The sequence below is a fragment of the Lysinibacillus sp. TE18511 genome (assembly GCF_054062295.1).
This window is the reverse complement of the sequence record NZ_JBSSFD010000078.1, coordinates 1-7,073: the sequence shown is the minus strand read 5'-3', so window position 1 is coordinate 7,073 and position 7,073 is coordinate 1. Positions and strand designations below refer to the sequence as shown.

Here is a 7,073-nt window from a genome sequence, read left to right as displayed (position 1 = left end):
TCGCACAGATAAAACATTTGTTGCTGCCGCTTCGCTTTCGCACAGATAAAACATTTGTTGCTGCCGCTTCGCTTTCGCACAGATAAAACATTTGTCGCTGCCGCTTCGCTTTCGCACAGAGCAAGGCTTCCTGCGGGCGAGCGTCGAGCCGCTTCCTCCGCTAAAGGAACGAAGGCTAAGTGCGTCACGTCCTGTGACAATGCCTTCGTGACCAACGTCGTGTTGGCCTCAGGGTCTCGTCTGTCTCGCTTTCCCGCGGGAGTCGAGTAGCCCTACGCTACAATCAGTTAAAATGGGAATATCTTAGCAAAATAGCAACAAAAAATCCTTTTATCGCTCAAAAATAAACCTATTTTTTCCTAATCAACACGCCTGATAAAGTGTATCAAAGAAACAAAGGTTGATTTTCACTCCAAGTGGATACTTTCCACGCAATCTCATCCTGCAGGAGTCACCACTCTCCGTGAAAATAAACGATTTCTCATCAATAGTATGAGGAGCAACCTGAATCAAAATAGTATTAAAGATATGTTTAACACACTAAAAAATCCAGACTATATTATATTGGAAGTTCACCAAAGAACGAGACGGTATTGACGATTCTTGCAAAATGGGATAGTCGAGGCTTTTTCGATTAAAATACTGAATAGCTTTATGCAATTAAGAGTAGCGTTAATCTGAACTGAGTGCTTTTTTTATTGCATATTAACAGCATTTCGAGTAACTTTGATAAGGGCTTCTCTACAGCTATGATTAAAGTAGAAAATAATGTTCATGCTTAAGATAATAGGACGTTAATATACCTAAAAGTTGAATCATGATACAATGGGAAAGATGTTAGGAGGAACGAATTATGTCAAAATATACTGATTATAATTTTCAGCCATTTTTGCAGGACGCAATTGCAGAACTTGGCTTCACAGAACCAACGCCGATTCAAAAGGAAATTATTCCGCTAATACTAAAAGGGAAGAGTGCAATCGGACAAGCGCATACAGGGACGGGAAAAACACATAGTTTTTTAATTCCGATTGTGCAACGAATTAATGCTGACAAGCAGGAAGTACAAGCTGTTATTACGTCACCTACACGTGAGCTTGCACAACAAATTTTTGATGCATTAAATCAATTAATAGAAGGAACAACTATTCAAGCGAAACTATTTATTGGAGGTACGGACAAACAACGCTCCATTGATAAGTTAAAAACGCAACCACAAATTGTTGTTGGAACGCCAGGACGTATTCGTGATCTCGTTTCAGCGCAAGCGTTATTTGTGCATACTGCGCCAATGTTAGTTGTCGATGAGGCAGATTTAGCATTCGATATGGGCTTTATAGAGGAGATTGACGGCTTTGCTTCTCAAATGCCAGAAAACCTTGAAATGTTTGTATTCTCAGCAACAATTCCAGAAAAGCTTCAGCCTTTCTTGAAAAAATATATGGAAGCACCTGTTCATATCCATATGAACGATAAACGCCCGGTCGCAGAAGGAATTGACTTTGTGCTTGTCCCAGTGCGTTCTAAATCTCGTAACAAACGTTTGTTGGAAGTTATTGAAGGGATCAATCCATTTTTAGCGGTAATTTTCACTAACACACGTAAAACAGCAGAGCACGTTGCTGGCTACTTAAATGAAAATGGGATTCGCTGTGGTCAAATTCATGGTGACTTAAGTCCACGTGATCGTAAGAAGATGATGAAGCAAATTCGAGAATTGGACTATCAATATATCGTTGCAACAGACCTTGCAGCACGTGGTATCGATATTCAAGGAATTTCACATGTCATTAACTACGAAATTCCAGAGGACTTAGAATTCTTTATTCATCGCGTTGGACGTACAGCACGTGCAGGAAATAAAGGAACAGCTATCACATTGTTTGAGCCATCAGATGAGGATGCAGTAGTACGTGTTGAAAAAATGGGCATTCCATTTGTTCAAAAAGATGTAAAAGATGGCGAATGGTCTGAACTAAAAGAGCGCCATGCACGTAAAAATCGTGTGAAGCAAGAAAATGAAATCGATGCGAAAGCTAAAGCATTAGTACGTAAGCCGAAAAAAGTAAAACCAGGCTACAAACGTAATATGAAATGGGAAATGGAAAAAATTAAAAAACGTGAACGTCGCATAAAAGCTCGCGGGAAAAAATAAGGAGGTATTCAAATGCTACTTGGATCACATGTTTCAATGAGTGGAAAAGAAATGCTCCTCGGGTCAAGTAAAGAAGCTCTTTCATATGGGGCAAATACCTTTATGATTTATACAGGAGCACCTCAAAATACTCGTCGTAAGGCAATTGCTGACCTTAATATTATGAACGGTTTACTACACATGAAAGAGCATGGCATGACAAATATTGTTGTACATGCTCCATATATTATCAATATTGCAAACACAGAAAAGCCTGAAACTTTCCGTCTTGGTGTAGATTTCTTACAGACTGAGATTGAACGTACAGCTGCTTTGGAAGCTACACAGATTGTGTTGCATCCTGGTGCCCATGTAGGCGCTGGTGCTGATGCAGGGATTGCTAAAATTATTGAGGGCTTAAATGAAGTATTAGCACAGGATTACCCTGTACAAATCGCATTAGAAACGATGGCAGGGAAGGGAACTGAATGTGGTCGTTCCTTTGAAGAGCTTGCCAAAATTATTGACGGCGTGACACATAATGAGCGTCTGTCAGTGTGCTTTGATACTTGCCATACACATGACGCCGGTTACAATATTGTCGAGGATTTTGATGGCGTATTAAATGAGTTTGATAAATTAATAGGTGTAGATCGTATTAAAGTCATGCATATTAATGATTCAAAAAATGTCCGCGGTGCTGGAAAAGACCGTCACGAAAATATTGGCTTCGGTCATATTGGCTTTGACGCATTAAATTATGTTGTACATCACCCACAATTAAAAGAGATTCCTAAAATCTTAGAAACACCTTTTGTCGCATTAAATAGTGATGCCAAATCAAAATCGGCTCCATACAAACATGAAATTGAGATGCTACGTAATGGAGAGTTTAAACCTGAGTTAATCGATGCTCTAAGAGGATAGAAAATAAATAGCCCGAAATCAGCTAGAATAAGTCCTGATTTTCGGGCTATTTTCTATTATTTTGTAAATAGTGCGATTAGCTGTCTAGAACGCTTTCTACCTAAAACAGCTTCAACCTCTAGAAGTATATCTTTCGGAATACCTAAAAAGAGCCAGGTAAATGAGAATTGCTCCAAATAAGGTCGTAGTTTTTTCACTTCAGAAGTTGTAATGTCAAATCCTTCAGCACGAGCAATGGCAACGACTTCTTTATCACTACTTTGTGCTAATTGCTGTAAAAATTGAATACTCAAAGCCAATCCCCCTTTTAAAGTTTTTTAGTTTCTTTGAAACGAAATCCTTCTTGTGAACGACGTGACAACTTTGAAAACCCTTACTTTAAAAGTTTTAGAATCAATGCCTTACAACTTAATTTGAGCGTGATTCAAGTAAAAAAGTCTTTGTTTAAGCGAAAAGTGACATCTAAATGTATTTCAACTTTTTTCCACAACATGAGACAGCCTATTAGTAAACTAATTTCCTTTACAAAAACAGTGATTTCATTTATACTTACATTTTGTAAATCGTAATGATTTTGAATTAGAAAGAAGCGGTCATGCATGAAAAAATCACTTATTGATATTGAAAACTTGTCATTTCAATATGACTATACACAAGTATTAAAAAATATCTCTTTCCGTGTAGAAGAGGGAGATTTTTTAGCACTTCTCGGTCCAAATGGTTCTGGGAAATCGACATTATTAAAAATTATTTTAGGATTATTAAAACCAATGACTGGAGAGATAAAGTTATTTGGTGAACCAAGTGCAACTTTTAAGCATCGTGAATGGATAGGATATGTGTCACAAAAATCCAATGCCTTCAATTCAGGATTTCCAGCAACCGTCCAAGAGGTAGTAAAAAGCGGATTAACAAAAAAATTAGGGCTATTTAAAAGACCTGGACGAGATGCAAAAGAAAAAGTACTAGAAGCATTAAAAGCTGTTGGAATGGAAGCTTTTATGAATCGTAATATTGGTGAATTATCCGGTGGGCAACAGCAGCGTGTCTTTATTGCACGAGCCTTAGTTAGCGAACCGAGACTACTAATATTAGATGAACCAACTGTCGGCATTGATCATGAGAATGTACAGTCATTTTATGATATGCTGGTCAAATTGAATCGGGAACAGGGAATTACAATGATTCTTGTCACTCATGATGTCGATACAGTGTCGAACCGTATCAGCCATGTAGCATGTTTAAATCAAACGATTCACTTCCATGGTTACAAAAATGAATTTGATACAATTTCTCAGGATGCGCTTGAAGCTTGGTATGGTCATTCTGTGAGAAAGATTCACTAGAAGGAGAAGGCTCAATGATTGAAGCAATTTTTAATTATGAATTTTTACAAAATGCCTTTTTCTCGGGGATATTAATTGGCATATTGGCACCGTTGCTAGGTGTTTTTATTGTTGTTCGCAGGCTGTCGCTTATTGCAGATGCCTTGTCACATGTGACACTCGCAGGTATAGCAGGAAGCTTATATCTCAGTCAATCCGTTCCAGCCTTGGCTATGCTAAATCCAATTTATCTAGGTATACTTGCCTCTGTCAGCGGTTCAATTTTAATTGAGCGACTAAGACGTTTATATAAGCACTATGAGGAGCTTGCCATTCCTATTATTATGTCAGGTGGGATAGGGATTAGTGCTATTTTCATCTCCCTTGCCAGTGGCTTTAGCACGGATTTAATGAGCTATTTATTTGGTTCAGTATCAGCTGTATCACGTCAGGATTTATGGGTAGTGGTGGGAATTGCTATCGTTGTTATTATCTTTTTATTGTTATTTTTTAAGGAGCTTTTTGTTTTATCTTTTGACGAGGAATATGCAAAAGCTAGTGGTCTACCTGCTCGTTGGATTCATCTTTTATTTATGATTGTGACAGCACTGGTTATTGCTGCAAGTATGCGCATAGTAGGTATTTTGCTTGTGTCATCACTTATGACATTACCAGTGGCTGCTGCAATGCGTTTAGCAAAGGGCTTTAAGCAAACGATCATCTACTCGATTGTCTTTGGGGAAGCAGCTGTGTTAATCGGTCTTGTCAGTGCTTTTTATTTGGATCTAGCGCCTGGTGGTACAATTGTTGTTACTTCCATCTTCATTTTGTTACTAGTTATTCTAGCGAAGAAAGTAGTATTTAAAATGGCTGCAAAACAAGAGGGGGTAGCACAGTGAATGTTTCTAGAGCGTGGGAAATTTTAAAAGACAACGGCTATAAAAAAACAGATAAGCGGGAGTTAATATTAGATATGTTTGCAGCAACAGATAAATATCTAACAGCTCGTGACTTATTGGATGTTTTAAAAAAAGATTTTCCAGGTATGAGTTTTGATACAATTTATCGTAACTTAGCAACGTTTGTGAAGCTTGGCATACTGGAAGAAACTGAGTTATCTGGGGAGCGAAATTTCCGCATGCATTGTGAGTCTGAACATCATCACCACCATTTTATTTGTTTGGATTGTGGCAATGTCAAGGAGTTAAATCTTTGTCCTATGGAAATGCTTGGAGAGAAACTACCAGACTACGAAATTGAAAATCATAAATTTGAGATCTATGGTAAGTGTCCGGATTGTAAGCATGAAACTGTGTAAAAAAAGGGGTAGCCCCAAGTGAAACATCACTTGGAGCTACCCCTTAAAATTTATAGTATTTATTCGTCGTTTATGATTATTGATGTTTTTGTTGGAAAGCTACCATAAAGTCACGTAATGCTTCACAAGCTTCTAATGGTACAGCATTATAAGTAGAAGCACGGCAACCACCTACAGAACGGTGTCCATTAAGTCCAACAAATCCTGCTGCTTTTGCTTCAGCAAGGAATTGTTTTTCAAGCTCTTCATCAGCAACACGGAAAGTAATGTTCATTAAAGAACGGCTTTCAGGTGTTGCATGACCTTTATAGAATCCATTGCTATTGTCAATGGCATCGTAAATTACTTTCGCTTTTAACTCATTATGCTTCGCAATTTCAGCAACGCCACCTTTAGATTCAACCCATTTTAATACTTCACCTAGCATATAGATACCAAAAGTTGGTGGTGTATTGTATAAAGAGTTGCTGTCAGCATGCGTTGTGTATTTCAGCATTGTTGGAATATTTTTATTCGCTTTTTCCAGTAAATCTTTGCGAATAATAACTACTGTTACACCAGAAGGACCAAGGTTTTTTTGAGCCCCTGCATAAATTAGACCAAATTTACTTACATCAACTGGCTTAGAAAGAATATCACTAGACATATCTGCAACTAACGGTACATTGCCTGTTTCAGGGAATTCCTTCCATTGTGTGCCGTAAATTGTATTGTTTGAAGTGATATGCACATATGCATCATCTGCATTGAATTGAATGTCTGCTAAAGCTGGGATATTGCGATATTGATTTTCCTTTGTGCTAGCAGCTTCAACAGGCGTACCAAAAAATTTCGCCTCTTTGAATGCTTTTTCAGACCATGAGCCTGATAATACATAGCTTGCCTTTTGATCGGCCTGTAGGAAGTTCATTGGGATCATCGTGAATTGAAGACTAGCTCCACCTTGTAGGAAAAGGACTTCATAGTTTTCTGGAATAGCATAAAGCTTTTTCAATAAAGCAATTGCCTCATTATGTACTTCATCGAAAATGACACTGCGATGGCTCATTTCCATAATTGACATACCTGACTCACGGAAGTTTACTAATTGCTGTTGGGCTTTTTCTAATACTTCTACTGGTAGAGCAGATGGGCCTGCGTTAAAATTGTATGCACGTTGTGTCAATGTGGTACACTCCTTGTGTTGTTTAATAAGGTGAATTTCGGGCTTTTATGGTCAGTTCAAAGTCATTTGTCATCTATTTCAGATAAAATGTAGAGCATTGTACTGATTTGTTAAAGCGGGATAAAGTGAAACTTCAATCAGCAGGGGGTTATTCATCCCCGGCTGGTTGTTAGTTGAACCAATCGGGCTTTTACGGTCAGTTCA

At 38.1% G+C, this 7,073-nt stretch carries 8 protein-coding genes; 5 read left to right on the top strand and 3 right to left on the bottom strand.

Translation table 11 applies throughout. The annotated features are described in order from the left end of the window. On the bottom strand, nucleotides 1-215 hold a 215-nt coding region (locus tag ACVWXS_RS25560; protein WP_456960636.1), incomplete at its 3' end, for a hypothetical protein. A gap of 638 nt (nucleotides 216-853) precedes the next feature. On the opposite strand from ACVWXS_RS25560, the gene ACVWXS_RS25555 reads away from it, so the two are divergent. Both ACVWXS_RS25555 and ACVWXS_RS25550 read left to right on the top strand, forming a co-directional pair. Continuing rightward, nucleotides 854-2,155 (top strand): DEAD/DEAH box helicase, encoded by a 1,302-nt coding sequence (locus ACVWXS_RS25555; protein WP_374965931.1) that lies wholly within the window; start codon nucleotides 854-856, stop codon nucleotides 2,153-2,155. Nucleotides 2,156-2,167: 12 nt separating this feature from the next. After that, nucleotides 2,168-3,061 (top strand): deoxyribonuclease IV, encoded by an 894-nt coding sequence (locus ACVWXS_RS25550; RefSeq protein ID WP_368635966.1) that lies wholly within the window; start codon nucleotides 2,168-2,170, stop codon nucleotides 3,059-3,061. 56 nt (nucleotides 3,062-3,117) lie between these two features. Here ACVWXS_RS25550 and ACVWXS_RS25545 read toward each other — a convergent pair whose 3' ends face one another. Further along, nucleotides 3,118-3,354 (bottom strand): Nif11 family protein, encoded by a 237-nt coding sequence (locus ACVWXS_RS25545; RefSeq protein WP_374965933.1) that lies wholly within the window; start codon nucleotides 3,352-3,354, stop codon nucleotides 3,118-3,120. 306 nt (nucleotides 3,355-3,660) lie between these two features. Between ACVWXS_RS25545 and ACVWXS_RS25540 the strand changes: the two genes are divergently transcribed. The 3 genes from ACVWXS_RS25540 to ACVWXS_RS25530 are packed head-to-tail and all read left to right on the top strand — an operon-like array spanning nucleotide 3,661 to nucleotide 5,704. Next, nucleotides 3,661-4,407 carry a metal ABC transporter ATP-binding protein gene (locus ACVWXS_RS25540; protein ID WP_068983572.1) on the top strand — a complete coding sequence of 249 codons (747 nt, stop codon included), beginning with the start codon at nucleotides 3,661-3,663 and terminating at the stop codon, nucleotides 4,405-4,407. 14 nt (nucleotides 4,408-4,421) lie between these two features. Further along, nucleotides 4,422-5,285, top strand: a complete 864-nt coding sequence (locus ACVWXS_RS25535; RefSeq protein ID WP_368635968.1) for a metal ABC transporter permease — start codon at nucleotides 4,422-4,424, stop codon at nucleotides 5,283-5,285. Beyond that, nucleotides 5,282-5,704, top strand: coding sequence for a Fur family transcriptional regulator (locus tag ACVWXS_RS25530; RefSeq protein WP_368635969.1), 423 nt, complete (start codon nucleotides 5,282-5,284; stop codon nucleotides 5,702-5,704). The genes ACVWXS_RS25535 and ACVWXS_RS25530 overlap by 4 nt, the downstream gene beginning before the upstream one ends. 76 nt (nucleotides 5,705-5,780) lie before the next feature. Here the strand turns inward: ACVWXS_RS25530 and serC are convergent, their stop codons facing one another. Next, nucleotides 5,781-6,869 carry a 3-phosphoserine/phosphohydroxythreonine transaminase gene (gene serC / locus ACVWXS_RS25525; RefSeq protein WP_402990211.1) on the bottom strand — a complete coding sequence of 363 codons (1,089 nt, stop codon included), beginning with the start codon at nucleotides 6,867-6,869 and terminating at the stop codon, nucleotides 5,781-5,783. Nucleotides 6,870-7,073 lie beyond the last annotated feature (204 nt).